Origin of the sequence: Microbacterium sp. SA39 (genome assembly GCF_000967865.1) — a bacterium.
In the GTDB taxonomy this organism is placed as follows: Bacteria; Actinomycetota; Actinomycetes; order Actinomycetales; family Microbacteriaceae; genus Microbacterium.
The window spans coordinates 205,496-231,884 of sequence record NZ_JXRU01000036.1; the positions used below are offsets into that span (position 1 = coordinate 205,496).

The 26,389-nt window shown below is 67.5% G+C and carries 22 protein-coding genes; 9 read left to right on the forward strand and 13 right to left on the reverse strand.

Features of this window, described 5'->3' with window-relative positions; all coding sequences use genetic code 11:
• Positions 1 to 5: 5 nt before the first annotated feature.
• On the forward strand, positions 6 to 1,802 hold the full coding sequence (locus tag RS85_RS13300; RefSeq protein WP_046013932.1) for an ABC transporter ATP-binding protein: 1,797 nt from the start codon (positions 6 to 8) through the stop codon (positions 1,800 to 1,802).
• Positions 1,803 to 1,809: 7 nt separating this feature from the next.
• Here the strand turns inward: RS85_RS13300 and RS85_RS13305 are convergent, their stop codons facing one another.
• From RS85_RS13305 to RS85_RS19065, 8 genes are all read right to left on the reverse strand, one after another.
• Complete coding sequence (locus tag RS85_RS13305; RefSeq protein WP_327037220.1) at positions 1,810 to 2,913, reverse strand: glycosyltransferase; 1,104 nt, start codon at positions 2,911 to 2,913, stop codon at positions 1,810 to 1,812.
• Complete coding sequence (locus tag RS85_RS13310; RefSeq protein WP_046013934.1) at positions 2,910 to 3,971, reverse strand: glycosyltransferase; 1,062 nt, start codon at positions 3,969 to 3,971, stop codon at positions 2,910 to 2,912. Before RS85_RS13310 ends, RS85_RS13305 begins: the two co-directional genes overlap by 4 nt.
• A 10-nt stretch (positions 3,972 to 3,981) precedes the next feature.
• Positions 3,982 to 5,208: a glycosyltransferase family 1 protein gene (locus RS85_RS13315; protein ID WP_052703559.1), complete on the reverse strand. Its 1,227-nt coding sequence runs from the start codon at positions 5,206 to 5,208 to the stop codon at positions 3,982 to 3,984.
• A gap of 1 nt (position 5,209) precedes the next feature.
• The gene (locus RS85_RS13320) at positions 5,210 to 6,364 is read right to left on the reverse strand and encodes a glycosyltransferase family 4 protein (RefSeq protein WP_046013935.1); all 1,155 of its coding nucleotides are present in this window, start codon (positions 6,362 to 6,364) and stop codon (positions 5,210 to 5,212) included.
• A 1-nt stretch (position 6,365) separates the two neighbouring features.
• Positions 6,366 to 7,544 carry a glycosyltransferase family 1 protein gene (locus tag RS85_RS13325; RefSeq protein WP_046013936.1) on the reverse strand — a complete coding sequence of 393 codons (1,179 nt, stop codon included), beginning with the start codon at positions 7,542 to 7,544 and terminating at the stop codon, positions 6,366 to 6,368.
• Entirely contained in the window at positions 7,528 to 8,769 is a 1,242-nt protein-coding gene (locus RS85_RS13330) for a glycosyltransferase (protein ID WP_046013937.1), read from the reverse strand. The genes RS85_RS13325 and RS85_RS13330 overlap by 17 nt, the downstream gene beginning before the upstream one ends.
• A 94-nt stretch (positions 8,770 to 8,863) precedes the next feature.
• Entirely contained in the window at positions 8,864 to 9,298 is a 435-nt protein-coding gene (locus RS85_RS13335) for a GtrA family protein (protein WP_052703560.1), read from the reverse strand.
• Between the two features lie 11 nt (positions 9,299 to 9,309).
• Positions 9,310 to 11,358 (reverse strand): glycosyltransferase, encoded by a 2,049-nt coding sequence (locus tag RS85_RS19065; protein ID WP_052703561.1) that lies wholly within the window; start codon positions 11,356 to 11,358, stop codon positions 9,310 to 9,312.
• A gap of 88 nt (positions 11,359 to 11,446) precedes the next feature.
• On the opposite strand from RS85_RS19065, the gene RS85_RS13345 reads away from it, so the two are divergent.
• From RS85_RS13345 to RS85_RS13365, 5 genes are all read left to right on the forward strand, one after another.
• Complete coding sequence (locus tag RS85_RS13345) at positions 11,447 to 13,201, forward strand: DUF6798 domain-containing protein (protein ID WP_046013939.1); 1,755 nt, start codon at positions 11,447 to 11,449, stop codon at positions 13,199 to 13,201.
• Between the two features lie 79 nt (positions 13,202 to 13,280).
• Positions 13,281 to 14,606: a nucleotide sugar dehydrogenase gene (locus RS85_RS13350; protein ID WP_046013991.1), complete on the forward strand. Its 1,326-nt coding sequence runs from the start codon at positions 13,281 to 13,283 to the stop codon at positions 14,604 to 14,606.
• A 32-nt stretch (positions 14,607 to 14,638) separates the two neighbouring features.
• Positions 14,639 to 15,775 carry a UDP-galactopyranose mutase gene (gene glf / locus RS85_RS13355; RefSeq protein ID WP_046013940.1) on the forward strand — a complete coding sequence of 379 codons (1,137 nt, stop codon included), beginning with the start codon at positions 14,639 to 14,641 and terminating at the stop codon, positions 15,773 to 15,775.
• A gap of 10 nt (positions 15,776 to 15,785) precedes the next feature.
• Entirely contained in the window at positions 15,786 to 16,577 is a 792-nt protein-coding gene (locus RS85_RS13360; RefSeq protein WP_046013941.1) for an ABC transporter permease, read from the forward strand.
• Complete coding sequence (locus RS85_RS13365) at positions 16,577 to 17,311, forward strand: ABC transporter ATP-binding protein (protein WP_046013942.1); 735 nt, start codon at positions 16,577 to 16,579, stop codon at positions 17,309 to 17,311. Before RS85_RS13360 ends, RS85_RS13365 begins: the two co-directional genes overlap by 1 nt.
• Positions 17,312 to 17,321: 10 nt before the next feature.
• On the opposite strand, the gene RS85_RS13370 is transcribed toward RS85_RS13365, so the two are convergent.
• The 3 genes from RS85_RS13370 to RS85_RS13380 are packed head-to-tail and all read right to left on the reverse strand — an operon-like array spanning position 17,322 to position 20,787.
• Complete coding sequence (locus RS85_RS13370; protein WP_046013943.1) at positions 17,322 to 17,921, reverse strand: hypothetical protein; 600 nt, start codon at positions 17,919 to 17,921, stop codon at positions 17,322 to 17,324.
• Complete coding sequence (locus RS85_RS13375) at positions 17,918 to 18,880, reverse strand: glycosyltransferase (RefSeq protein ID WP_046013944.1); 963 nt, start codon at positions 18,878 to 18,880, stop codon at positions 17,918 to 17,920. The genes RS85_RS13370 and RS85_RS13375 overlap by 4 nt, the downstream gene beginning before the upstream one ends.
• Complete coding sequence (locus RS85_RS13380; RefSeq protein WP_052703562.1) at positions 18,877 to 20,787, reverse strand: glycosyltransferase; 1,911 nt, start codon at positions 20,785 to 20,787, stop codon at positions 18,877 to 18,879. Before RS85_RS13380 ends, RS85_RS13375 begins: the two co-directional genes overlap by 4 nt.
• 150 nt (positions 20,788 to 20,937) lie before the next feature.
• Here RS85_RS13380 and galE point away from each other — a divergent pair, with 150 nt between their 5' ends.
• A complete protein-coding gene (galE, locus tag RS85_RS13385) occupies positions 20,938 to 21,927 on the forward strand; it encodes a UDP-glucose 4-epimerase GalE (RefSeq protein WP_082087624.1) in 990 nt (329 codons plus the stop codon).
• A gap of 20 nt (positions 21,928 to 21,947) precedes the next feature.
• Here galE and RS85_RS13390 read toward each other — a convergent pair whose 3' ends face one another.
• Together RS85_RS13390 and RS85_RS13395 are read right to left on the reverse strand one after the other, a co-directional pair.
• Positions 21,948 to 23,228 carry an O-antigen ligase family protein gene (locus RS85_RS13390; RefSeq protein ID WP_235282438.1) on the reverse strand — a complete coding sequence of 427 codons (1,281 nt, stop codon included), beginning with the start codon at positions 23,226 to 23,228 and terminating at the stop codon, positions 21,948 to 21,950.
• Positions 23,229 to 23,242: 14 nt separating this feature from the next.
• Positions 23,243 to 24,658, reverse strand: coding sequence for an O-antigen ligase family protein (locus RS85_RS13395; RefSeq protein WP_046013946.1), 1,416 nt, complete (start codon positions 24,656 to 24,658; stop codon positions 23,243 to 23,245).
• A gap of 69 nt (positions 24,659 to 24,727) precedes the next feature.
• On the opposite strand from RS85_RS13395, the gene manA reads away from it, so the two are divergent.
• Both manA and RS85_RS13405 read left to right on the forward strand, forming a co-directional pair.
• The gene (gene manA, locus RS85_RS13400) at positions 24,728 to 25,891 is read left to right on the forward strand and encodes a mannose-6-phosphate isomerase, class I (RefSeq protein WP_046013947.1); all 1,164 of its coding nucleotides are present in this window, start codon (positions 24,728 to 24,730) and stop codon (positions 25,889 to 25,891) included.
• Between the two features lie 111 nt (positions 25,892 to 26,002).
• Positions 26,003 to 26,320 carry a WhiB family transcriptional regulator gene (locus RS85_RS13405; protein WP_082087629.1) on the forward strand — a complete coding sequence of 106 codons (318 nt, stop codon included), beginning with the start codon at positions 26,003 to 26,005 and terminating at the stop codon, positions 26,318 to 26,320.
• Positions 26,321 to 26,389: the final 69 nt, after the last annotated feature.

Sequence of the window (26,389 nt, forward strand, 5' to 3'; positions counted from 1 at the left end):
CTCGGATGAAGCATCTCTGGTCGGTACTGAAAGACCTCCTCCCGTTGCTCCCCAAGGGTGCGCAGCGGTACTTCGTCGGGTACATGATCGTCACGACGCTGATCACCGCGCTCGACGTCGTGGCGATGTCCCTGCTGGCGGTCATGATCGGTCCGGCGCTCACCGGGTCGGCTCTCAAGCTTCCGATCATCGGCGAAGTACCCGCGGAGAGCCTTCCTCTGCTGGGTCTCAGCGCCTGCGCTCTGATCATCACCAAGTCGGCACTCACCGTCACCGTCCACTGGCTCGCCACTCGCCGCTTCGCTCGATATGAGCTGGAGATCGGTGACCGGATGTTCAAGGCTTACATCAATTCGAGCTGGGAAGAGCGTTCCAAGCGCTCGGTCGCTGAGATCACCCGCATCGCGGATGCCGGCATCGCTAACACGATGGCAGGGTTCCTCTTGCCGCTCATGCGCGTGCCGAGCTCCGTCTTCACCTTCATTCTGATCATCGGCGTCCTCTTCGTCGCGGATCCGATGACGTCCATCATCGCGCTCGTTTATCTCACCGTCGTCGCCCTTCTCGTGCACTTCGTCATCACGCGCCGGACCCTAGAGGCAGCCCAGGTCAACCTCGAGTTCAGCTACCGCGTCGCGATTCTGATGACCGAGATGCTCGATGCACTCAAGGAGCTCAGCCTTCGCAATCGACTCTCCGAGGTCGCAGACCTCGTGTCGACCAACCGGCAGCGCTCGGTACGTGCGCGTGCGAACGGGTCCTTCCTCGGCGTGGTTCCCGGCTTCGTCTTCGAATCGGCTCTCATCGGTGGAGTGATCCTCATCGGCGCGGTGGCGTTCGCGCAGAACGGACTCGCGGGTGCCCTCTCCTCCGTGGCCCTGTTCGCAGCGACCGGCTTCCGGCTGATTCCGGCGATCAACGGCGTTCAGGGCGGTCTGGTGCAGGGTGTCGCGAGCATTCCCTCCGCTCGCGACGTCATCGGCGACCTGACGGCGGCCGAGGCCGACATGAAGAGCTCGCAGGCTCCGGCTGACACCATGGAGCTGTCGGCCAGTCCGCGGGAGCTGCGTCTCTCGGACGTCCGCTTCCACTACCCGCACACGACGGAGGACGTCATCCGCGGGATGTCGCTCACGATTCCGCTCGGCAGTTCGCTCGGCATCGTGGGCCCGTCGGGGGCGGGAAAATCGACGCTCATCGATCTGATCCTCGGGCTCAGCCAGGCGTCCTCTGGCGAGATCTCCATCGACGGGGCCCCATTGCGGTCGGTGCTGCGGCAGTGGCGAGGGCGCGTCGGGTATGTTCCGCAGAAGGTTGCCCTCTTCGACGGCACCATCGCGCAGAACGTCGCCCTCACCTGGACGGACGAGGTCGATGAGGAACGGGTGCTCCGCGCGCTGGAGCGCGCACAGCTCGGAAGTCTCATCGCCTCCCGCGCCGGCGGCATCCATGAGCGCATCGGTGAACGCGGTGTCTCGCTGTCCGGCGGGCAGCAACAGCGCCTCGGCATCGCCCGAGCGCTTTACACCGATCCGCTGGTGCTCGTGCTGGACGAGGCGACGAGTTCTCTCGACACGAAGACCGAGGACGAGGTGACGAAGTCCATCCGCTCGCTCCAGGGTGAGGTCACGCTCATCTCCGTCGCGCACCGTCTGTCGACGATCAAGGACTACGACCGTGTCTGCTACCTGGACGAGGGTGTCATCGCGGCGTCGGGGTCCTTCCACGAGGTCGCGAAAAGTCTTCCGGCTTTCGCCGAGCAAGTCTTCCTCGCAGGGCTCGCGCGCGACGCGCAGGAGTGATTCTGGGTCAGGCGGAAGCAGCGCGCACGCCGGCGCCCAGTGTTCGCAGTGGCGCCTGTCGATGTAGCACGGACAACGGGTTCCGCGGTAGCAGCGCCGCTGCAGACCGATAGCGCGAGCGCGCCGCCAGAAGCTCGTCGAGTTCGTCATCGTCGACATGCGGCGACTGGAGAGCGTCGAGCACGCGCCGGTCGGCGACCGACAGCAGGGACAATGCGCTCGGCGCCATCCGCACCAGTCGTTCCAGCACGGACCTGAATGGATCCGCCTGTGCCCGCACGCCTCCGCCTTGAGCAAGGTGCGCGCGAAGCACATCGAAGAAATGCATCCGGATCAACTTCACGACCAGCGCCTCACGCGCTGTGCGCCCGGCGGTCGCGAACCAGTCCAAGTCCTCGATCGCGTCGAGGAACCGGAAGTCCTCGGCTACAGGACGCGGCGCCGCTGTGACCCGGTCGTCAGCGTCGTCGTTGATGAGGTAGCCGGGGCCGTGCAGGTCGTAGGCGATCTGCGCGCCGCTGTTCCACAGCGCCGTCGAATATGCGAGGTCCTCCCCGGACTGGAGGCCTTCGGAGAAGCGCAGCGCGCCGAACCTCTGCCGGTCGATGAGACCTACCGGAGCGCTCCGGTAGGAGAGACGGTCCTTGCGGGGATCCAGAGCGCGGGTTCGCCGTCCGCCGCGCACCGGTGGGTAGGGATCGGTCCGCCCGTCCGGGAGCACGATCCGGGCTATCACGACCTCCGCGCGGCTGGCGCGCTGCAGCGCGAGCCAGGAATCGATAGCACCGGGGGAGAGTTCGTCGTCGGAACCCATGACCGACAGGAAGCGTGCATCCGAATGGGAGAGGCCGTGGTTCATCGGCCCGGCGGGCGAATGGATGTCGTCTCGCAACTCGAGCAGGCGCACGCGCGCGTGCTCTGCATACGACCCGAGGTGCGAACGGATGACGTCGGCACCGATGTTGTGCGCTATCACGTTGACCCGCACGTCCGCGTGTGTGTGATCGACCACAGAAGCTACCGCTCTGGCGATGGGCCTTGTCGGCGAATGAACCGGGATGATCAAATCGACGAGCGGATGCGGCGCGTGCGTCGGCATGGCGTTCGTCATGCGACCGTGGCCCGCAGCGTGCGGTACGGCGCCTGACGATGGAACGCGATGAAGGGATTGCGGGGGAGCAGCGCGTCGGGCGAGCGCCCCCACCGCGCCGAGAGGAGCGCCAGGATGTGCGCCTCATCGACTTCGGGTGCACGCATCGCCGCGATGATCGCTCGATCGACACGCGAAAGGAGCGCGGTCGTGCCCGGCGCGAATTCCTCGACCTGCCCGATCACGGCGTCGAGTGCTTCGCGATGGGCGACCAGCCCCTCGGCGCTGTGCAGACGAATCAGGATGGCGTCGAAGAGATGGATTCGAAGGGTCTTCACGCCGAGGGCGCGTCGCTGAGACCTGTTCAGGCGCGGGAACCAATCGGAGCCCATGATCGCGTTCACGAAAGCGAAGTCTTCGGCGACGGAGCGTCCGGCCGACGTGACGCGGTCTTCTCCGTCTTCGTGGACGTAGTAGCCGGGAGCGGCGCGATCGTACGCGATGTGCGAGCCGGTGAACCACAGAGCCGCCGTGAACTCCAGGTCTTCTCCTGATCCCAGCCCCGGAGTGAAGCGCAGCTCCCCGAAGTGTTCGCGCGAGATCAGGCCGAGCGGAGCGCTCCGATACGCGAGTCGGTCCTTCACCGCGTCGAGGTCGCGCGTGCGGCCTCGGCGGGTCGGAGGAAGCGGATCCGGGCCAGCCGATTGGCGGTCGATGCGCGCGAGGACGGTACTGGCGCCCGTCTCCCGTGCGATCCCCAGCCAGGAGTCCAATGCTCCCGGGGCGAACTCGTCATCCGAACCGAGGAGCGCGACGTAAGGGGCCGTCGCCGCATCCAACCCGCGGTTCATCGGCCCAGCCGGGGAATGGATGCCATCGACGAGATCGAGCAGCATCACACCTGTGTGGTCGGCGAACACCCCGAGCTGGTCACGGATCTCGCCGACGTCGATGTTATGGGCGACGACGATCGCGCGCACCCCGGCGTTCACGCCGTCCAGCACGGAGGCGACCGCCCGTCGGATCGGACGAGACGCCGAATGCACAGCGATGACCACGTCGATGTCGTATTGCTTCATCACGATGATTCTATGGCGTCGCGTCGATCCAGCCGGACAGGAGGGCGCGCGCGCTCGCTTCGCCCGAGTGCACAGCAGTTGTGAACGCCGGACCTGTTGCAGCGAACTCTCGCGCAGACTCGGGATCCCGGATGATATCGGCGAGGACATCCGCCAGAGTATCGGGAGTCGCCTCGATGATCGGCAGCGCGAGGCCCGTGGCTTCGAGGACCCGATCTCGGACAGCGGGCAGAACGTGCCCGACGACCACCCGGCCGGCCGCCATCGCTTCACAGGCCGCGACGCCGTAGGAACCGAGGCGGAACTGGTCGAGCACGATATCCGCATCCGCATAGATCGCTGGCATGTTGGCGGCGGCGGCCCCGACGACCACGCGGTACTCGAGATCTCCGTCGTTGCGGAGAGGCGCCAGAGCGCCGTCGATCAGATGGCTGCCCTTCTGCACGGCGGAGCTGGACGCGTGAATCACGAGGGGCGTGCCGGACTCGAACGGCCCCGCCGCCGAAGCGAAACGGGCGGTGTCCACGACGACCGGGCACCAGGTCGCCCATGGGACATCGTCGAGGAGATCCGGGGTGGAGACGAACGTGGGCAGGGGAATGGCTCGAAGGAGGGCGAGGTTTCTCTCGGCGTCGGCTTGCAGGGTGGATGTCCGGGGGTCATCCGGGTACGGCGACCACGGAGTCCTTCGGGCGTGCGCCGCCGGATCGCGGATGTCAGTGCCATGGCACAGGTAGGCGACCGAGAGGTTCGCGGCCTCCAGAGCGGCGATCTCGGTGCGGACATCCCGATCGAAGCGGCGACCGAAGAGGGGTCGCTCGGCTTCGATGAGCAGGTGGGTGAAACGACGCGCTGCCTCCCACTCAGCCTCCGCCCATGGCAGGGAGGCGTTCACGGCGGCGATCGGCACAGTGGTGTCCGCGGGGAAGCGAAAGCCGCCCGGCAGCTCGATGGCGACGCTGCGCGCACCGACGCGGAGGTCTTCGGCTTCGACGGCGCGCGCCCATGCGAACGCCTGTCCCGAATAGTTCGTCGGGCCGATGTAGAGACGGATCTCGGTGTCCGGCACGGTGGTCACGGCGACATCCGTGCCCGCGCCGAGCAGGCGTGAGGCGAGCCGCCCGATCACGCCGTCCGGATCTCTCGCGACCGACTCCATCGCGCGGTTCATCCACGCGGGCAGCGAGGAGCGGTGGCGCATGAGCCAATCGGTGGCGGCAGCGAAGAACCTCGACATGTCATCGTCTCCGGACTACGGATCGGAGCGCGTCCGCCACGCGACGTGCCACAGCCGCCATGGAGTGCTCCTCAGCGGCCCACGCGCCCAGGGCGAGGCGCTGCCCCTGCGTGCTGGGGGCATCCGCAAGTTCCGTCATGGCCGCGGCGATGTCCGTCGCGTCGTACTCGCAGGCGACCCCGGCTCTGACTCGGATGTTCGCCTCGTCGACGAGTGCCGCTGTCGGCCCCGGCCCCGCGAAGATCACGGGGCACCCCGTGGAGAAGGAGGAGAAGACCTTCGAGGCGTAGGAGTACCCGTACACCGTGCTGGGCTTGATCGTCGCGAGGCTGGCAACCGCGGATGCCAGGTGCGGCACCAGTTCGGCGGGAGGGATCGGGTCGAGGTACTCGATGCTCTCCTCGACGCCGAGCTCTTTCGCCCTCGCCTCGACGACGGGACGCTCGCTGCCGTTGCCGATGAATCGGAGCACGAAGCCCGGATGAGCGGGCAGGAACTCTGCGAACGCGTCGACGAGAATCTCGGCGCCATGCGAAGGAGAGTAGCTGCCGGCGTAGACGAACGACCGCGCAGGTTCGGCGATCGCGGCGGGGAACTCCTTCGTGTCCGCACCGAATCCGGTGACGGTGACGGGCCGGTCGACTCTCAGGTCGCGCAGTCGATGGACGACGCCCTGGGAAATCGTCACGATGTGTGCGGAACCGCGAAGAGCGAAGCGTTCCATGACACGCACGACGGCCACCACGACGGACGAGACCGGCTCGAGCTGTGCGGCATCCGACCACACATCGGCCGCGTCGTACACGTAGGGAATGCGGCGAAGAGCGCAGACCACCCGCACGACGACCCCGCTCGTGGGCGGGGGTTCTACGAAGACGACATCGGGTCGGCGTACGAACAGCAGACGGAACGCGAGCGGGATGTCGAAGCTGAGGTAGGGGATGTATCCGCGGACATAGCCGTTCGCGTCGCGTAGGACGGGGAACGTGCGCACGCGTTCGCCGCGCGTTTCCGCTGCCATGCCGCGCGGCGGTGCCGCGGTGATGACGTCGACCTCGTCACCCCGTGCGAGCAACTCGTCCGCGACCGCTCCCAGATAGAGTGACGCGGCTGCCGGCTCCGGTCGGTAGATGCGTGAGACGATGGCGACTCTCATCTCACTGCTCCAAGAATTCGTGCAGCAGGACATCCCGCGAGAACGAACCGTCGTGGAGTCGGCGGACGTAGTCGGGGCCAGTGGCCGCCAGCGCGCGGTAGGTTGCGGGGCGAGCGACGACGTCTCTCAGCACGCCCTCGAGGGTGCCGACGCTGACGTCAGGGATCGGCAGCGGCATCTCGGCTCGTCGCTCCACGACATCGCGCACCTGAGTGGAGACGTGGGACAGCACGAGTCTGCCGGCGGCCATCGCCTCGCAGGCGCCGACTCCGTAGTCGCCCACGCGGAACTGATCCAGGATGACATCGGCGGAGCCGAAGACGGCAGGCATGTCGTCGTGGGCGATGTCGGTGAGTTCGATGTACTCGATGAGCCCCTCATCATGCAGTCGCCGAGCGACGGGGCCGATGAGGTGGCTGCCTTTGACATGGGGCTGCGTCGGGACATGCACGACGCGCGGACGCTTCCGTTCGAGCAGGGGTTCGGACGAGGCCCAGCGGTCGGGTTCGATCACGACGCCGAGGAGGTGTCCGTCGGGCAGGTCGCGAAGCAGTCCGGCGGTCGAGACGAACACCGGCACGTCGAGATCTGCGATGAGAGCGAGGTTCTCCGCGACATTCCTCTCGATCCTCTCCACCGGCGCCCAGTCCGCCGCCCCCACTCCGAAGTGCGAGTCGGGGTGGTCGCGAAGATGGGTCGACGGCAGGCGCACATCGGTACCGTGACCGACGATGCCGACTTTCACCCCGGCTTCCTGCAGCAGACGCACTTGACGCCGGACGTCTCCGCGGTAGAGCCCGCCGAGGATCGGGAAGCAGGCCTCGATCAGCACGTGCGTGTAATCCGTGCGGATCACCTGGAGCATCGCCCGTTGCCAGGCGCGCGAGTGCTCGGACATACGCCAGGTGACCAGGTGGTCCGCGTCATAGCCGAAAGGGTTGTTGCCTGTGTGCACGTAGTTGCGGGCGGACACGAGTCCGCTGGTCTCGGCGGCTCGCGCCCAGCGGTACCCCTGACCCGCGTAGTTCACCGGGCCGATCAACAGGCGGTAGGGCCTGTTCGTGTCGGGTAGGGGAGGAGAGGGGACGATCGCGCCCTGCAGCTTGTCGACCCCGGCGGCGATGGCGTCCTGCAGCGGCTTGGGGACGACCTGCCACGCGCGCTCAGCGATCGGGTTCATCTGTGGAAGCCTTTCCTTGCCGGGAGGGATGCCGATCGATCCAGTGCTGTGTCAGCACTCGGGCGGCGAGACGCCCGTCGTGCACGTGCGCCACGAACGCCTGTCCGATTGCACGGCGGTCCGCGAGGCTCGGCTCGGCCGCCAGACGGCGGAGCTCTTCCTCGATGGTATCCGCAGTGGCCTCAACGATCGGCAGCTCCTCGCCGGTGTGCCGCGCGATCGACTTCCGGACGTCTGCCGCGACATGGCCGACAACCACGCATCCGGCGGCCATCGCTTCGACAGCCGCCACGCCGTAGGACCCGATCCGCATCTGATCGATCACCACGTCGGCACCCGCGAAGATCCGCGGCATCGCCTCCGACGGAATTCCGCTCACCAGTTCGAGGGTGATGATGCCCTCGGCCGCCAGGCGCTCGAGGGCCGGCAGGATCAGGGCGGTTCCTTTCACGGCGGAGACGGACGGCGCGTGCACCACGCTCAGCGGGCATCGCGCGTCGCGCTCCGTCCGACGTACCGCCCATCGGTCGAGGTCCACGACGACGGGACACCACTGCGCCTGCGGGAGGTCCCTCAGCAGGTCCGGTGTGGAGACGAAGTATGGGCGACCGCTGTCTGCGAGCAGGGCGATGTTCCGCGCTGCCAGCGCCTCGGCGCGGGGCACGTAGATGGATTCGTCGTTGTAGTGCGACCACGGATTGTCGCGCAGATGCCGCGAGGGAAGGCGCACATCCGTGCCGTGCGCCATGTAGGCGACACTCACGCCACGGTCGGCGAGCGCCGTGGCCTGGGCGGAGACGGAACGCCCCAGCAGCCGACCGAAGGGCGGCTCCTCCGCCTCGATCAGGACGTGCGTCGCTGCGGACGCCGCGTCGAACTCGCGTCGCTGCCAGTCTGGATCATTGTGATAGGTCGCCAGCGGCACGAGCACGTCAGCGGGGAAGCGGAAGCCACCGACGACGTCGATCGCCATGTTGCGCGCGGAGATTCCGTCGCCGCTGGACTCGAGGGCCCGGGCCCACGCCGTGCCCTGTCCGGAGTAGTTGACGGGTGCGATGAGCACCCGAAGCGGAAGATCGGCGAATACCGTCGTGGGAACCGTTCCTCGTGGACTCGGCCTGCCGTACTGGCGGGCGGCGAGACGGCCGATCGGACTCGTCGGAGCGTCCGCGATCCGGTCGATCAGCACGTTGACCCAGCGGGGGAGTCGGTCGCGATTCACCATCGAGCTGCGGATTCTCCTCGGGCGAACGGCATGGAGTCAGTCTATCCGGGGGCGTTCAGCTTCGGCTGCGAGCGACGAGGAGAGACCGGTCGGCTCAGGCGTCGGCGTCGGCGTCGCGTGCGGGTCGCGCGGGCCGGAAGACGAAGTGCCGATAGGCGAAGTAGTTCCAGATCGTCGTCGCGATCACGGCCACGAGCTTTCCGACGATCCACGGGAGCCCGAGCGCAGGTGCCGCCCAGACGATCCCGGTCGTGGCGACGGTGTTGAACACGACGAGGAGCGTATAGCGGAACACGCTCGACCCGATCGCGGACTGCGACCCGAAAGCGATCACGCGCTGCATCGTGTAGGTGAAAGCGAACGACGCGAGGAAGGCCACGGGGGTGGCGATCGGGAGAGGAACGCCGAGGAGGTCGTGGGCGACCCAGAGTATCGCCACATCGGCGAGGAAGCAGAATCCCCCCACCAGGAGATAGCGCACCTCTCCGCGACTCCAGAGCCGAGCGAGGGCGGCGCGTGCAGGCGACATGGGGGCACCACTCATGCGTCGATCGGAGCCGAGTCCGGTCGCGTCGAACGCTCCCAGTCCTCGTTGCAGTAGTCGTCCTTATAGATGGCGAGGCGGACAAACCCGAGAACCGAGCGGATCGCGTCGCCGCCACGGAACCGGCTCGCCCCGGTCTCGTGACGTTCGACGAGCGAGACAGGGACCTCGACGACGCGATGGTCCTGCTGCTCGGCCGCGAGCACGAGCTCGGTGGTCCACATGAGACCGTCCTCGCGGGAGAGGCGGGCGAACTCGCGCCCCCAGGCGCCGTCGACCCAGAGCGTGCCCTGGCTGTCGCCGACCCGCGATTGCAGCAGCGACTCTCGAAGGAAACGGAAGATCTTCGACTGGATCATGCGGGTTCGACTGCGCACGACCTCGGAATCGGGGTGCGCTTTCGAGCCGATGGCGACCGCCGTCGATGAGGAGAGCTTGCGGAACTGCTGGAGATCGGTGAACCCGAACGGCAGGTCGTCCGCGGTCAAGAGCAGTCGGCGGCCGCGGCTCGCGAGCGTCCCCGCGCGCAGCGCTTCCCCGAGACCAGGGGCGGAGTGCCGCATAAGGAGCTTCGACGGGTGCGGCCAGGTGCGCACGATCTCGCCCACGGTCTTCGTGGTCTCGTCTGTCGATCCGTTCTCGACGACGATGATCTCGTCCTCTGCTCCGAGCTCCTGCCCGAGAAGCGACAGCGTCTCCGGCAGGACTTCTGCGCCGTTGCGCGTGGGCACGACGACGGTGAGGTCGATTCCGGAGTCCGCTGGGTACTCCGCGCGGACCAGGATGCCGGCGCGGCTGCTGATCCTCCCGCGTTCGACGGACCGCACGTGCGAGGGCATCGACGTGACCGACCAGACGAGAGCACCGAGGGACAGGGCGACGAGGTACGACAGGGCTGCGGAGAGGACGGAGAAGTTGTGCACCACCGGCATCGTGAGCGATGCGTAGGCGAGGCCGAGGACCAGCGGAGGCACCGCGATCATCAAGGCGGCCGACAGACTTCGGCTCTGGTGAGCCCGACGAGTGAGGGCGAGGACGAGTCCGACGACGATCACGATGATCATCGCGCCGAAGTGCTTGAGGGTGGCGAGCACCTTCTGGAAGATCGTGGCCGCGACTCCGCCAGGATCGTTCGCCGCCGTCGCCAGGAACTGCTCGCGGGCGGCATCCGGTGAATCGCGAACGTCCTCGACGTCGGCTTCGGTGACCCCGGTGATCGAGGGGCGGTCCAGGAGGGGCCGCGGGTAGGTGAGACCGGTGTACAGGTCTTCCCACGCGGATGCGCGCGCGCTGGCCGACACGGGGGTCGAGGACGCGGCCCACACGGCGGCGGACTGCGCGCCGAGGGCTCCAGCCACCATCACGATCGCGACGAGGGCGGCGGGGAGGAGGCGTCGTCCGCGAGGCAGATGCAACCACCAGAGGACGCTGGCCGACAGTGCGACCGATACTCCAGCCAGCCAACCGAAGGAGCCGGCGAGCGCCGCGAGCAGGAGAACGAGGGCGGTGGCCCCGATCAGGCGCGCCCGGGACAGCCGGTATGTGGTGAACAGCAGCGCGAGGGACAGTCCGAGGAACGTCAGAGATGCGACCATGCCGAGCGGGAGGGGCACCCGGTCGCTGCTCACATCGTCGGTGATGCCGAATTCGGTGCCGACGAGAACGGTGCCGTTGTTGAGCAGCCACATCAGCGGGGGAAGCAGCAGCAGCGCGTAGCCGGCCCGCGCCCGGTGGAAGATGCGGGCGACCGCGAGCGGCATCCAGAGGGAGGGAATGGCGATGAGGAACGCCTGGAGGACGGCGGCGGATCGCCACGCGGCGTCCGATTCGGTGCCTCCGAGAAGCGTGAGCAGCAAGGTGAAGCCGGGCTCCCCACCGGCGACGTGGGTCGCCCGAGCGGCGAGGGACCCCGGCTGCGGACGCAGCTCGGGGACAGCGAGTACGACCAGGAGCGAGCCGATCGCGACCACTCCGCCGACGAGGAGAAGGAACAGGCGCGTTGAGCGGGGAAGGTGAGCTTCCGGGCGGTCGATCTCGTCTGTCACACGTCCCAGCGTACCGCGAACATCAGAAACCGCTGCGCGCGGGGGCGTGCGTAAGATGGTCAGGGTTTGGGCAAGGAGCGGGGCAAGAGTGACGACCGACGAGAAGACGACGACGACGCGACCCGAGGACCGGGCGAGCAGAGGGAGCCGATGGGGCTGGACGCTCCCGCTCCTGCTTGCGGCGATCCTGGGAGTGCTGGAGCTCTCAAGCAGGACCGGGCTCGGTTACCTTGCGGGTTGGGCGGACCACTTCGTCCTCTCCACAGAGGGCATCAACTGGGTCAGGCCCGACGCGTACGCGAACGACTGGTTCATGGAGTCGGCGCCGCAGCCCCATTGGTTCTTCGATCTTCTGACCTCCTTCGGCGAGTCCCTGCACATCCTGCCCCTCGTCTACGGGCTGTACTGGGCTGCGGGTCTTCTCGCCTTCGGCGCGGCGACGGCCATGCTCGCGCGCCACTTCGTTCCGTCCGCATCCGCGAGCGTCGGAGTGCTCGTCACCGTCGTGGCGGGACTGATGCCCTGGATGCTCGGCGGCACGGGTACGCCTGTCATCGCCATTGCTCTGCCCGCCGTGCTGTCCGCCAACATGATCTACCTGCTCATCGCCGGGATGTTGACGGAACGACGGCTCCTGGTTGTGATCGTCGGACCCGCGATATCGGTGGTGCACGTCCAGCAAGGATCGATCGCGATCGTGCTCATGGTGGCGCTCCTGATCGTCGAGGCGGTCCGAGACCGTCGCGTCGATTGGTGGCTGGCACTGGCCGGCGGGCTCACCGCAGCGGTAGTGGGCTTCGGGCTGCTGATCCGCCCGGTGGCTTCGAATCTCGCGGATTTCGTGGAGATCTGCGACACGATGATCCCCTATCACTGTGCGGCTCATACCTGGGACGAGCGAGACATCGTCTCGACGCTTGGTCTGATCCTCCTCACTTCGCTGAGCGTGTTCGCGCTGCCTCGCGCCCGGCGCTGGCTCTGGCTGAGCACCGTGGGGCTCGCGACGCTCGGATACGCGGGCGGTTTCGCGATGGATGCGCTCAGCGTGCCCGTCCTCGGTCCGCTCGCCCAGGGAGTCAACGTCTACCGTCTCGCCGCGGTACTCATTCCCTTCGCAGTCTGGGGTGCGGTGACGCCCCTCCTGTCCCGGGCAAGGGGCTGGCGCTACGTCGCGCTTCTCGCCGCGTGGGGGCTGGGCTGGCTGATGATCCTCACTGCGTGGGGATTCGTTTCAGCCGGACCTCTCATCAGCCGCCTCGTTTTCTACACGCTCGCACTCCTGATTCCCTTCCTCGGATTCGCGGTGCTTCGTCAGCTGAGGCGTGACCACGTGAGGACACGGCCTGCGGCGGCCCTGATCGCTTCTGTGCTCGTGCTGGCGGCGGCGGCAGGCAACGGCGGCCTCGCGCTGCGCGCTCCTGATTTCGCGATCACCCCTTTCGCCGACTTCCGGGTCTGGGGGGAGAACGCCGAGCGAGCCGTGCCCGCCGGGGAGTCGATCGTCGCGTCCCCTCAGCAGGTGTGGATCAAGTTCGTATCCGAGCGGGCAGTGATCGCGGACTGCAAGAACGTGCCATACGGCGGCGAGCCGTGGGCGCAGTGGAAGAAGCGACTGGCGGAACTCGGCGGATACGAGCAGTGCCTCGAGCCGCGTGCGCCCGGGTACAGCGAGTTGTCGGTTGACGCCCTGATCGACTTGGCAGACGAGTACGACAGCGACTTCATCGCCGTCGCCACGGACGCGCCCGTCCAGCTCGAGGGAATGGAACGAGCGGGGTGGGACCAGGTCGTTGACGCCGAGGGCGATGCGTACGCGGTCCTCTTCCGGCGACCCGGCTCCTGACGCGCGAACGGCGCCCGTCCGATCTGGCCGGGCTCCTGCACGGCGGGAAGCGGACTCCCCGTCCAATATGTTGGTTCGCCTGCGTATCGCCGTCGTGGCCCTCGGAAAGATCGGCCTCCCTCTCGCTCTGCAGTTCGCCGACCGTGGGCATGAGGTGATCGGGGTCGACGTGAACCCGGCACTCGTGGACACGATCAACAGGGGTGTCGAGCCGTTCCCCGGCGAGGCTCAGCTGCAGGAGAAGCTCACCGCGGCGCTCGCAGCCGGGCGTCTGCGAGCGACGACGGACTACGCAGAGGCGATCCCCGGCGCCGACGCCGTCGTGGTCGTCGTGCCGTTGTTCGTCAACGAACAGACGGCGGAGCCTGAATTCGGCTGGATGGATCAGGCCACGGCGTCACTGGCGAAGCATCTCAGCCCCGGAACCCTGGTGTCGTATGAGACGACGCTGCCGGTCGGGATCACCCGCGGTCGGTGGAAGCCGATGCTCGAGGAGCTCTCCGGCCTCACCGAGGGTGAGGACTTCCACGTGGTGTTCTCTCCGGAGCGCGTGTACTCGGGACGCATCTTCGCCGACCTGCGGAAGTACCCGAAGCTCGTGGGCGCCCTGTCCGACGAGGGGGCCCGCCGAGCCGTCGAGTTCTACGAGGCGGTGCTCGAATTCGACGACCGCCCCGATCTCGCGCGGGCGAACGGCGTCTGGGATCTGGGCAGCGCGGAAGCCGCCGAGATGGCGAAGCTGGCCGAGACGACTTACCGCGACGTGAACATCGGGCTCGCGAACGAGTTCGCCCTGTTCGCCGGAGCCAACGGCATCGACGTCTATCAGGTCATCGAGGCCTGCAACTCGCAGGTGTTCAGCCACATCCACCGTCCGGGCATCGCCGTGGGCGGACACTGCATCCCGGTGTATCCGAAGCTCTACCTCTCGACGGATCCCGGCGCGGACATCGTGCGTACCGCACGTCGCGTCAACGAGTCGATGCCGGAACGCCTCGTCGCTCAGGCGGAGAGCCTGCTCGGATCGCTCTCCGGGATGCGCGCCGTCGTCCTCGGCGCGAGCTACCGCGGAGGCGTGAAGGAGACGGCATTCTCGGGCGTGTTCCCGACGGTCGCCGCGCTCGAGCAGCGCGGCGCAGTCGTGCACGTGCACGATCCGCTCTACAGCGATGATGAGCTCCGTCGTCTCGGTTTCGAGCCGTATGCGCTGGGTGGCGAAATCGACATCGCCGTCCTGCAGACCGACCATGCGGCCTATCGCGAGCTCGAGCCTGCGCAGCTCCCCGGTATCAAGCTGCTCGTCGACGGACGTGCGTCGACCGACGCCGCGCGCTGGGCGGGAACCCCGCGCATCGTCGTGGGCACCGCCGTCGACCTGATGGCGAGCGCCGGCGCCGGGCGCTGAGCTCTCAGGTACGCGCCGATACGATTGCAGGTATGGATCTTCTCGTCGTCGGGTCGGGCTTCTTCGGCCTCACCATCGCGGAGCGCGCAGCAGCAGCGGGCCGCAAAGTCACCGTCATCGATCGTCGTCATCACATCGGCGGCAACGCCTACAGCGAGGCGGAATCCGAGACCGGGATCGAGGTCCACCGCTACGGCGCGCACCTGTTCCACACGTCGAACCCGACGGTGTGGGAGTACGTGAACCGCTTCACGAACTTCACGAACTACGTGCACCGCGTCTACACGACCCACAAGGGAACCGTCTTCCCGATGCCGGTGACCCTCGGCACGATCAACCAGTTCTTCCAGTCCGCGTACACCCCCGATCAGGCGCGGGCGCTGGTCAAGGAGCAGGCGGGCGAGTTCGACGTGAAGACCGCCGCGAACTTCGAGGAGAAGGGCATCGCTCTGGTCGGCCGTCCGCTCTTCGAAGCGTTCTTCCGCGACTACACCGCGAAGCAGTGGCAGACCGACCCGCACAAGCTCTCCGGCGACATCATCAGCCGGCTCCCGGTGCGCTACACGTATGACAACCGCTACTTCAACGACACGTGGGAGGGCCTGCCGACCGACGGCTACACCGCGTGGATCGAGCGCATGGCCGACCACCCCAACATCGAGGTCAAGCTCGATGTCGATTACTTCGACGACTCGCAGCCGCTCAGCAAGAAGGCGACCGTCGGTCAGGTCCCCGTCGTCTACACGGGCCCGGTAGACCGCTACTTCGACTTCACCGAGGGTGCGCTCAGCTGGCGCACGCTCGACTTCGAGCAGGAGGTCCTGAACGTCGGTGACTTCCAGGGCACTCCGGTCATGAACTATCCCGACATGGACGTGCCCTATACGCGCATCCATGAGTTCAAGCACTTCCACCCGGAGCGCAAGGAAGTGTTCGACCAGGACAGGACAGTCATCATGCGCGAGTTCTCGCGGTTCGCGAACCGCGAGGATGAGCCGTACTACCCGGTGAACACGCCCACCGACCGCGAGGGCCTGCTGGCTTACCGGGAGCTGGCCAAGGGCGAGAAGGACGTGCATTTCGGCGGTCGTCTCGGCACGTACCAGTACCTCGACATGCATATGGCGATCGGCTCGGCGCTGTCGATGTGGAACAACACGCTCGCCTAAGATCGACACTGTGAGTCACGCTGCTGTCGGGGCGCCGGGAACGCCCCGGCGATACCTGCATTCGCTGTGGCTGCTCTCGGCGAGAGACCTCAAGGTACGGTACGCGACGAGCTTCCTCGGGTACCTCTGGTCGGTGCTCGATCCGCTCGTGATGAGCGCCATCTACTGGTTCGTCTTCACGCAGGTCTTCCACCGCACGGTGGGCGAGGACCCGTACATCGTGTTCCTCATCGTCGCGCTCCTCCCGTGGGTGTGGTTCAACGGCTCGGTGTCCGATTTCACCCGTGCGTTCAAGAAGGATTCCCGCCTGGTGCGCTCGACGGCGATCCCGCGCTCCATCTGGGTCAACCGCATCGTGCTGAGCAAGGGGATCGAGTTCCTGTTCTCGATGCCGGTGCTCGTGCTCTTCGCGGTGTTCAGCGGTGCGACCGTCAACTGGATGCTGCTCTGGTTCCCCGTCGCGATGCTCATGCAGACCACGCTGCTCGTCGGCCTCGGGCTGCTCGTCGCGCCGCTGTGCGTTCTCTACGCCGATCTGGAGCGCACGACGGCATTGATCCTGCGTGCACTCTTCTACGCCTCGCCGGTGATCTACAGTTTCCAGGACCTCCCGGCGCCGTTCGACACCATCGGTGCGTTCAACCCGCTGTCCGGCATCTTCACCCTCTACCGGGTCGGTTTCTTCCCGGAACTGTGGCAGACCACGCCTGTGGTGATCAGCGCCGTGATGTGCGTCGTCATCCTCGCTCTGGGCATCTGGACCTTCCGGAGTCTGGAGCGACCCGTGCTGAAGGAGCTGTGATGTCCTCGGCGATCGAGGTGCAGGGTCTCGGTGTCCACTTCCGCCGCAACCGGCGGGGTAGGCGCAGTTTCAAGGACCTCTTCTCCGGTGCGTCACGGCGCTCGCGGCCCGGGGAGTTCTGGGCGCTGCGCGATGTCTCCTTCACGGTGCAGCCGGGGGAGTCCATCGGCGTCGTCGGACGCAACGGACAGGGAAAGTCGACGTTGCTGCGGCTGGTCGCCAAGGTGCTGCTGCCCGACGCGGGCGAGGTCACGGTCAACGGGGGAGTCGCCCCGCTGATCGAGATCACCGGCGGCTTCGTCGGTGACCTCACCGTGCGCGAGAACGTGCGGCTCACCGCCGGACTGCATGGGATGTCACGCGACGAGGTGTCTCGCCGCTACGACGGCATCATCGCTTTCGCGGAGCTTGCCGGCTTCGAGGAGACGCCTTACAAGCACCTGTCCAACGGCATGAAGGTGCGCCTGGCGTTCTCGGTCGTCTCGCAGTTGGATGAGCCGATCCTCCTGGTCGACGAGGTCCTCGCCGTCGGAGACAAGGCCTTCCGGGAGAAGTGCTACAAACGCATCGACGAACTGCTCGCCGAGGGCCGCACGCTGTTCTTCGTGAGCCACAACGAGCGCGACCTCCGCCGGTTCTGCACGCGCGGCCTCTACCTCGACAAGGGCGCCTTGGTGCTCGACGCACCGATCGCGGATGTGCTCGCGCGCTACAACGCCGACTACAACGCCTGACCTGAGCGCCTCAGAGCCCGACGAGGGTCCGCAGGTTCTGCACGGCCGTGCGCGCGGCGTCGATCGTGCTCGCGGGCGCGGCACCCGATGACAGGGCGGACGAGAGCTCGGTCAGGCTCTGCGAATACGCCGAGACGCCCTCGCGCCATCCCTCGGAGATCGATGACGGCGGCTGCGCGTCCGACAGGCGCTGCGCGTCTTGCTGCAGCGTCTCCACGACCGGCAGAGCGTCCGGACCGTTCGCTCCCGCGATGATGTCGAGGCCACGGGGAGCGTCGTTGAGCCACCCGCTCACCTGTCCGCGGAATGCCTCGACGGTCGGGTCGGTCGCCGGCGGCGGCGTGGCGACCGGGGTCTCGCTCGGTTCCGGGGCCGTCGAGGGGGTCGAGGTCGGTGTCGGTGTCGCGCTCGGCGTCGCCGAAGGGGTCGCTGAGGGACTCGACACCGGGTCCGGCGTTTCGCCCCGCGGCAGGAAGAGAAAGAGCAGCACACCCACGATGACGAGCGCGGCGACGGCTAGCCCCACGATCAGCCAGACGCGGCCGGTCCGCTTCGGTGTTGGTTCCAGCGGTGCCCACCGCAGTTCCGGCTGCTGCTCATCCATCGTCATGCCTCCAGGGGCTCCATCGGCTGCCAGGTGCGATCGCGACCGGCCTTGCCGCCGTCGCGGATACCGCGGAACAGGTTGCTGGTTCCGCGCACGGTCCGCTCGACGAACACGAGTCGGATGAGTTCCTTGGTGAACGTCGCCGCAGTGCCCAGCCCGAAGAGCACCGGGTTGTAGACACCGTGCACGCGGTAGTACTGCTTGATGAATCCTCGATTGCGCATGATGTAGTAGCGGTACGCGTTGCTGGAGGCGTTCATGTGGCGAATGCCCATGTCCCACTGCTTGATCTCACGAGTGCGCCTCAGCACGAACTCGTCGACGATGACGGCGGTCGTGCGCCGCGAGGCGAGCCACCCGTACATCTGGTCGTCCCAGTAGATGAAGAAGCGGGGGTCGGGGAGGCCGATCTGCGAGACGATCGAACGGTGGATGAACATGCCCTCGAAGCATCCGCTGTTCATCTCCTTGAAGCCGGAGGCGTCGAACTTGGAGGGCGCGAAGGGGATGGGAATGCCCATGCGCTCGGCGATCCGGTACTGCCAGTAGAACTCGCTGCCGTCGTAGTCGTAGCGTCGGCCCTGGATGCTCTTGAACCGCGGCGCCCACTTGCCCATCTTCGCAAGGCCGTCGGTGAGGACCTCGACGTCGTCGTCCATCATCCAGATCCACTCCGAGCCGAGCTCATACGCCGTGCGCATGCCTTCGCTGAATCCGCCGGAACCGCCCGTGTTCGTCTCGAGGCGGCGGTACACGATCTCGGTGCCGATCACCTCTCGGAACGACTCGACCACGTCGGTGGTGTCGTCAGCCGAGGCGTTGTCGATGATCACGACGTGACCCGGCTTCGGGTTCATCGCCGTGATGCTGGTCAGCAGACCCGCGAGCAGGTGCGACCGGTTGAAGGTGACGATGACGATCGTCGCTGTCGTGGGATCGAATGCAGCGGGCGCCGCGGTCATGCCTTCTCCTCGAAGATCTGCTGCCAGGACTGGGGCGAGACGAGCTCGGGGAGCGCATCGCGATACTGCTTCTGGAGCTGGGGCCACCGGCGGCGGAGTTCGGCGTGCAGTCGGATGCTCTCGCGCAGCATCCGACGGTACTTCACTCGATCGCGGGTGTAGATGTTCTTGCCCGACCCGTCGGCGGAGCTCACGAGCGCGCTGTCGAATGCCGGAACGCGCCACCAGTGCGCGTCCTCCTTGCCGACCTCGACCTCGGGTTGTGCGATGTTCGCCGGGTCCGGCCGATGAAGCCAGTGAGACGCGAGGGTCGACAGCGTGAACCACCTCAGCTTCAGCCCCTTGGGGCTGTCGAGATCGTTCTTCGACAGCTGCTTGTACACCTGGCGTCCGCGGCGGGAGTGCAGCACCGTGCGGGGGTCGCGGTGCACGACGGTCTCCGGGTACTCGGCGGCGAGAGCACGCGCGGCAGGCATGGCGGTCGCGAGGTTCCCGCGCATGTGCTCCGGGCCGGACAGCACATCGCGCAGCGCGCGGGCGCGGAGGGCCACCGGGTAGTACTGCATCATCATGAGGTGCTTGAGGTCGACGCGGCGGCTGTGCGTCAGCAGGCGCCCTCCGCGCGGCGCGTTCGAGTGCAGGAGGCCGGCGACGATCCGATTGCGCGCATGGAAGTAGGCCTGCCAGTCGATCGTGTCGTCCTTGTTCACCCAGGAGACATGCCAGAGTGCGACGCCGGGCATCGACACCGTCGGGAATCCGGCCTCGCCGGCGCGCAGGCAGAACTCCGCGTCGTCCCACTTGATGAACGCGGGGAGTGCCAGGCCCACCTCGCGGATCGCGTCGACGGGGATCAGGCACATCCACCAGCCGTTGTAGTCGGCGTCCATCCGCATGTGGAGCAGCGTCGACTGGCGCAGGTTCGCCACGCCGAAGTCGTGCGGCATCTGCTCCTGGTAGAGGTTGCGCCACATGAACGGATGCTCGTCGACGACCTCGGCCCATCCGTGGAGCTTCGGTCGGTCGAGCAGGTCGAACATGTGTCCGCCGACCAGCACCGGAGTCGTCGCGTACTGGCCGAAGACGATCGAGCGGCGGAGGGATTCCGGCTCGAGCCGGACGTCGTCGTCGAGAAGCTGCACGAAGTCGCTCTCCGGCCGCTGCAGCGTCTCGTGCATGGCGCGGGCGAATCCGCCCGAGCCACCGAGGTTGTCCTGGCGGATGAGCTGCAGCGTCTCGCCGAGGTCTCCGGCGACCGCCTCGAAGCCGGCCTGCTCGGAGACGAGCTGGGTGCCCTGGTCGATGAGGAAGATCCGGTCGACGAACTCGAGAGCGTCCGGCGAAGCCGCGAGCGCTCGGAGCGTCTCGACGCAGTAGTCCGGTTTGTTGTAGGTCGTGATGCCGAGCGAGGCCTTGCCCTTGCGCGTCGGCTCCTGCTCCGTGGTCCACTCGGCGCCCTCGAGCACCGCGGGCTTCTCGTCGGCGACGATGTCGAACCAGATCCATCCGCCGTCGCTGTACTGCGTCAGCTCGAGGTCGAAGTCCGTGGTCGACTCGCCGGTCACCTCACGGGTCGCGACCCGCTGGCGGATGCCGGAGCCGTTGGAGCGGTACACGAGGATCGTCGCGGGACCTGTGGTCCGCACCGTGAGGCGCACGGCGCGCACACTGGTCCAGTGCTGCCAGTAGGAGGCGGGGAACGCGTTGAAGTAGGTGCCGAGCGACACGCGGCGTCCGGCGACGATGCGCGCGCGATGACGGCCGAGGATGTTGCCCAGATGCGCCCGGTTGGATACGCGCACCGGTTCGTTCTCGATGACCGACCAGGTCTCCGGGTCAGCATAGAGGGGAAGCAGATCGGGGTCGCGATCGAGTGGGAAGACGACATTCTGAAGGACGTGGGCCACAGGGAAGTTCTCCGATGTTGGTGCCGCAGACCGCTGCCGCAGGACAGCGCGCGACTCGACGAGCAGTGAGTAGCCTACCGTCCGCCGCCTTCGGATCTGCGGAGAGCGGCCTCCGATGAAGTCCGTGCGTGGCTGGCTAGACTGGGCACGGTGAAGGTATTGATCACCGGCGGCGCCGGTTACATCGGGTCCACTGTCGCGACGGCGTGCATCGAAGCCGGCATCGATGTCGTCATCCTCGATGACCTCTCCAAGGGCCTTCGCGCTTTCGGTGAGGGACGCAACCTCTACGAGGGCGACATCGCGGATGCCGAGCTGCTGGATCGGCTGCTGGCCGACCACCCCGATATCGATGCGGTCATCCACTGTGCCGCGCGCGCCGTCGTGCCCGAGTCGGTCGCCGATCCGCTCGGCTACTACGACTCGAACGTGGGCAGGACTGTGCTCCTCCTGCAGCGGCTGCGCGACGCCGGCATCACCCGCATCGTGTTCAGCTCATCCGCATCGGTGTATGCGGGGGAGAGTGGCGAAGGGGTCGACGAGAACGGCGTGCTCGCCCCGTCCAGCCCCTACGCGACCACGAAGGCGATGGTCGAGCAGATCCTGCACGACGCTGCGACGGCCGGCGACTTCCGTGCCATCGCACTCCGATACTTCAACCCGATCGGGGCCGACCCGCAGTTGCGGACCGGCCAGCAGAACCCGTCGCCTTCCCACGCGCTGGGCAAGATCATGCAGGCGCGCTCGGCCGGTGAACCCTTCACGATCACCGGCACCGACTGGGCGACGCGCGACGGCTCGGGACTTCGCGACTACATCCACGTCTGGGATCTCGCGCTCGCGCATGTGGCCGCCGTGCGGAAGTTCGACGAGGTCGCGACCGAGGAGCAGCCCTATCAGGTGATCAACCTCGGCACGGGCGACGGCGTGACCGTGCGCGAACTGGTCGCTGCGTTCGAGCGTGTCACCGGGGAGCCACTGCCCGTCGTCGAGACCGGCCGCCGCCCCGGCGATCAGGCCGGCGCCTTCGCCATCGTGGATCACGCCCATGCGGTGCTGGACTGGCACGCGGAGCGCTCCGTCGACGACGGCGTGCGCGACGCGATCGCCTGGGCCGAGAAGCTCAGCGCGCGGCGCTGACCCGGCTCAGCGCGTCGGGCTCAGGGCTGGGGGCGCAACGTCGAGATCGCCCCGGTGTGCGCGGCGTCGATGTTCTCGCGCCAGGAACGCGACTGGCCGGCTCGCAGAGCGCACAGCACCAGCATGAACCAGCCGGCGCCGACGAGCGTGAAGCTCTCGAACATCGATTCCACTGCGAGGGTGACGAGGGTGATCGGCGTCCATGCGTAGACGACGGAGCGGCGCACGCTCGCGACGAGCCAGGACCGCACCAGCGCCACGCCACCCAGCAGCAGGAAGAGCACGAGACCGGCGGCCCCGAGCTGCAGCAGGACATCGAAGTACGCGTTCAGCGCGCTCTGGTGTCGGTCGTCGAGTTGGAAGTTGATGTAGGTGAACGGGTACTCGCCCCGGGCCCAGCCGCCGAACCAGCCCCACCCTTCGATGGGCTTCACCGCGACGAAATCCAGGATGGTGTTCCACAGCGTCGCGCGGATCGAGAAGTCCGACCCGGCGTCGAGCAGAGCGATGATCTGGTGACGCAGCGCGAAGGCGATCGTGAGCGCGAGCGCGACGAGGATGCCCAGCGTCCACTGCACGAGGTTCCTTCGGCCCGGTGACGCATGCCGCACGATCGTCAGCGCCCCGGTCACGATGCCGACGGCGACCGCGAGCACGAGCACGGTCGGCGACGATGAGAGGAAGGCCAGGGATCCCGCGAGAGCGATGGACGCCACCGCGAGCGGGGGATCCACCGACTGCGTGCGCCACTCGATCACGAAGGTGATGAGCGCGAGAACCGCGATGAACCCGAGCATGTTGCGGCTGCCGAAGAGTCCCTGGACGGGACCGCCGAGGGCGAGATTCCCCTGGACGTCGAGGAACGCGAACGGGACGTCGAGCAGGATGCCGGACAGGATCTCCACGCCGAGCGACACGGCGAGCAGGGCGCGCAGGGTGTCGCCGAGCGCGCGCACGGTCTGCAGCGTGTCCCGGATGTGGCCGATGGTCAGCGCGAGGAACGCGAAGCCGAAGAGGGAGAGCCAACCGAAGACGGTGTCGGAGCGGTCTGTGGTCCAGACCAGACTCACCAGGGCCCAGCCGAGGAAGGCGAACAGCGAGGACGGCGCGATCCGCAGCGGCGAGAGCTCCTCCCGGCGGACCCACAGGATGGCCCCGCCGAGGAGGCACAGCGCGGTGATCACCGCGGCGAGCGTGACGGGCGACGTCATCCGCTCGATCGCGAACGACCCGAAGACCGCGGTCAGTGCCGTGAGCGTGAACGCTCTCGCCATCTCCACGGAACCGAGAAGGCGCGCCATCGGTCGGACCGGGGTCACGGCACCCGCCGTTGACGCGCGCCGTGCTCGAAGAGGAGGTCGCGCTCGCCGACGCCGAAAAGGGGAACCGACTTGAGCTTGAAGGACAGCAGGATGAGCAGCATCCACCCCCAGAGCATGATCGGTGTCGACTCGGACAGGCCCTGCACCAGCAGAACGGTGGTGAACAGGCTCGGGAGGAGAGTGAGAGGCGAGAACGGTCTCGTCGCCTCCAGGTCCCACCGTGGTCGGTCCACAGCGAAGAACCACGCCCGCCACAGCAGACTGACGTACGCCAGGGCCATCAGCACGACGCCGAGAACGCCGAGCTGGAGCAGCACGTCGAGCCACATGTTGTGCGCGTGGAACACCGTGATGCCTTTGTCGGTGATCCAGCCGTCGAAGGCCGGGTCGGTCGGGATCCAGGGACTCGAGAAGCCGTTGCCGAAGAGCGGATGCTCGGCCGCGCGCTCGATCACCTTGGTCCAGATCTTGTCGGAGCGGCCGGTGAGGTCGGAAGAGCGGCCGAGCAGCGCGAGCAGTGGATCGCGGAGGAGCCAGACGGCGACCGCCCCGACGACCGTGATCCCGATCGCGACGACATAGATGCGCGTGCGCGCGCCCGGTGTCGCCGCGCGGCGCATCAGCAGGGCCACCACGAGCACGACCCCGGCAGCTGCGGCGCAGACGAGTGCGGTCGCGGACGACGTGCGGAAGAGGAAGTACGCGGCGAGCAGCGCCCACATCGCCAGAGTCGTCCGCCAGCGCGCCCGTGCCGCGAAGAGGACGCCGAAGGTGATGATCGCGAAGAGCGAGATGACAGCCAGCAGGTTCGCGTTGCCGACGATGCCCTGGATCCGACCGCCGTCGAAGAGGTTGTCGCGCACCCAGTACCACTGCGGATCGAGCTTGCCGTCCGGCAGATCGGCGAAGTTCGGCAGCAGCGGGCCGTGGATCACGAGGGACACCCAGAGCTCGAGAAGGAGGGAGAGCCCGAGGATCCACTTGAAGGCGGAGGACAGCGCACGCACGATCTCGTGCCAGGTGAGCACGTGCGCGATGAAGAGGCCGTTCAGGGTGACGCCCGCGAGCAGCACCCAGGTGAGCAGGGTCGGGCCGCGCCACTGCGACCATGCGATCGAGACCAGCGCGAGCGTCGTGTAACCCAGGGCCGCCCAGGGCAGCCGTCGCCAGCGGAACGGCTGGGGGCGGTTGCGCGCGAGCATCGGGACGCCGATGCCGAGGGTCGTGAGAGTGAGGATGCCGAGGACCACGCCGGCACCGGCGATGCCCAGGAGGTTGTAGACGGCCGAGTGCGCGAAGGTCGCGAAGAGCACGAGGATCGCATAGGCGCGCAGCAGCAGATGGCCCGTCGACTCGCGCTCGGGCGCGGTGGGCGGGGGCGCGACAGGATGCTTCGTGTACTGAGCCATCGCGATCAGGCTACCGCGCCGCGCGTGCGCCGTGCCTGTGCGCTGCCGTGCGCCTCTACGCTGGTACGCATGCTGCTCAGCCTCACGAATGCGCCCCGCGACTACGCCTGGGGATCGGACACGCTCCTCGCCGCTCTGGAGGGCCGCACCCCCACCGGGGCGCCCGAGGCGGAAGTCTGGTTCGGCGATCATCCGGGAGACCCGGCGGACGTCGAGGGCGGCGGCACGCTCGACCAGGTCACCGGCGGCATGCTGCCGTACCTGCTCAAGCTGCTGGCGGCCGGCCGGCCCCTCTCGATCCAGGTGCATCCGACCATCGCGCAGGCACGCCAGGGCTGGGCGCGGGAGAGCGAGCTGGCTCCCGATGATCCGCAGCGCAACTACCGGGACGACAATCACAAGCCCGAGCTCATCGTGGCACTCAGCGAGACCTTCGAATCGCTCAGCGGGCTGCGTCCGCTGCCGGACACCCTCGCCCTGCTCGACGTGCTCGGCGACTCCGCCGGCGTGGCAGCGCTCCGCGAGCGGCTGAGCGTCGACGGGGACGCGCTCCGCGACGTGATCGCGTGGGTGCTGGGCGGCGAGGCACAGCAGGAGGTCGACGACGTCATCGCCGCAGTCGAGGCCGCGGCCGCGGAGGCGGAGGCAGGGCAGTGGAGCACGGCGATCCGTGCGATCGCGGGAGTTGCCGCGAACTACCCGGGCGATCCCGGCGTCGTGGTCGCGCTGCTGATGAACCATGTCGTCCTGAAACGCGGTGAGGGTGTGTTCCTGAGTGCGGGCCTCCTGCACGCCTATCTGGCGGGCCTGGGCGTCGAGATCATGGCTGCGAGTGACAACGTGCTCCGCGGCGGCCTCACCCCCAAGCGCATCGATGTGCCGGAGCTGCTGTCGATCCTGGACACGAGGCCGGGCGAGGTCCCCGTGCTGCGGCCGTCCGGCGAAGGCGCCGTCACGTCGTACGCGGTCCCCGTGCCCGACTTCGCCATCGATCGCATCACTCTCGGCGCGGCCGCGGCTCCCGTCTCCTGGGCGATCTCGGGGCCGACGATGGTCCTCGCGACGGCGGGCGCTGTCTCGATCACCTCCGCGGCGGGGGAGGAGCGGTCCATCCCAGTCGGCTCCGTCGCGTTCGTCACTCCGGACGAGGGGTCGGTTACCCTGTCGGGCGAGGGCGAGGCGTTCATCGCCGCGCCCGGCCGCGACACGCCGGTGAGCCGCCAAGAACTTTAAACAGCCGCTTGAGGGTTTACGATCCGCGACTTGACCGGAGCGAATGACACGGGTGTAATTAGTCATGCGCACGGCCCGCCGGGGGGCGGAAACAGAGGGTTGGAGATCGACATGAGCGGATACCGTTCCGACGTACCGGAGAACTGGTTCGTCGATCCGATCAACCTCGGAGTGCCGGGGGTTCGGAAGCCCAGCGCCGACGACGACAACGCCCTCGCCTGGCAAAGCGACGCTCTCTGCTCGCAGACCGATCCCGAAGCCTTCTTCCCGGAGAAGGGCGGGTCCACGCGAGACGCCAAGCGCATCTGCACCACGTGCGATGTCCGCGGGGAATGCCTCGAGTACGCGCTCAACAACGACGAGCGCTTCGGCATCTGGGGCGGTCTCTCCGAGCGCGAGCGCCGCAAGCTCAAGCGCCGCGCGAGCTGAGCTGACCGTCGCGTCGGTGCACCGGCTTCGCGGGCGCGCCGCGTCCAGTGCTTCAGCGCAGATCATCGC